Origin of the sequence: Acinetobacter sp. YH12137, from assembly GCF_013418535.1 — a bacterium.
Classification (GTDB): Bacteria; Pseudomonadota; Gammaproteobacteria; order Pseudomonadales; family Moraxellaceae; genus Acinetobacter.
The window spans coordinates 1-1,059 of sequence record NZ_VPBW01000097.1 but is presented as its reverse complement, the minus strand read 5'-3'; the positions used below and the strand labels follow the sequence as shown (position 1 = coordinate 1,059).

At 50.2% G+C, this 1,059-nt stretch carries 1 rRNA gene; it reads left to right on the top strand.

Annotated features, from left to right (window positions below):
- Positions 1-1,059, top strand: a 23S ribosomal RNA gene (locus FTU72_RS16250); the annotation flags it as partial.

The window sequence follows — 1,059 nt, the reverse complement described above, 5'->3', positions numbered from 1 at the left end:
AAGGCTAAATACTCCTGACTGACCGATAGTGAACCAGTACCGTGAGGGAAAGGCGAAAAGAACCCCTGTGAGGGGAGTGAAATAGATCCTGAAACCGCATGCATACAAGCAGTGGGAGCCACTTTGTGTGGTGACTGCGTACCTTTTGTATAATGGGTCAGCGACTTATATTCAGTAGCGAGGTTAACCGAATAGGGGAGCCGTAGAGAAATCGAGTCTTAATAGGGCGTTTAGTTGCTGGGTATAGACCCGAAACCGGGTGATCTATCCATGAGCAGGTTGAAGGTTGGGTAACACTAACTGGAGGACCGAACCCACTGTCGTTGAAAAGCCAGGGGATGACTTGTGGATAGGGGTGAAAGGCTAATCAAACTCGGTGATAGCTGGTTCTCCCCGAAAGCTATTTAGGTAGCGCCTCGGACGAATACCATTGGGGGTAGAGCACTGTTTCGGCTAGGGGGTCATCCCGACTTACCAAACCGATGCAAACTCCGAATACCAATGAGTACTATCCGGGAGACAGACTGCGGGTGCTAACGTCCGTAGTCAAGAGGAAAACAATCCAGACCGCCAGCTAAGGTCCCTAAATCATAGTTAAGTGGGAAACGATGTGGGAAGGCATAGACAGCTAGGAGGTTGGCTTAGAAGCAGCCACCCTTTAAAGAAAGCGTAATAGCTCACTAGTCGAGTCGGCCTGCGCGGAAGATGTAACGGGGCTAAAACTATGTACCGAAGCTGCGGATTTGCAATTTATTGCAAGTGGTAGGGGAGCGTTCTGTAAGCCGATGAAGGTGGATTGAGAAGTCTGCTGGAGGTATCAGAAGTGCGAATGCTGACGTGAGTAACGACAAAACGGGTGAAAAACCCGTTCGCTGAAAGACCAAGGGTTCCAGTCCAACGTTAATCGGGGCTGGGTGAGTCGACCCCTAAGGCGAGGCCGAGAGGCGTAGTCGATGGGAAATTGGTTAATATTCCAATACTTCAGTGTAATGCGATGAGAGGACGGAGAAGGTTAAGTCAGCCTGGCGTTGGTTGTCCAGGTGGAAGACTGTAGGCATG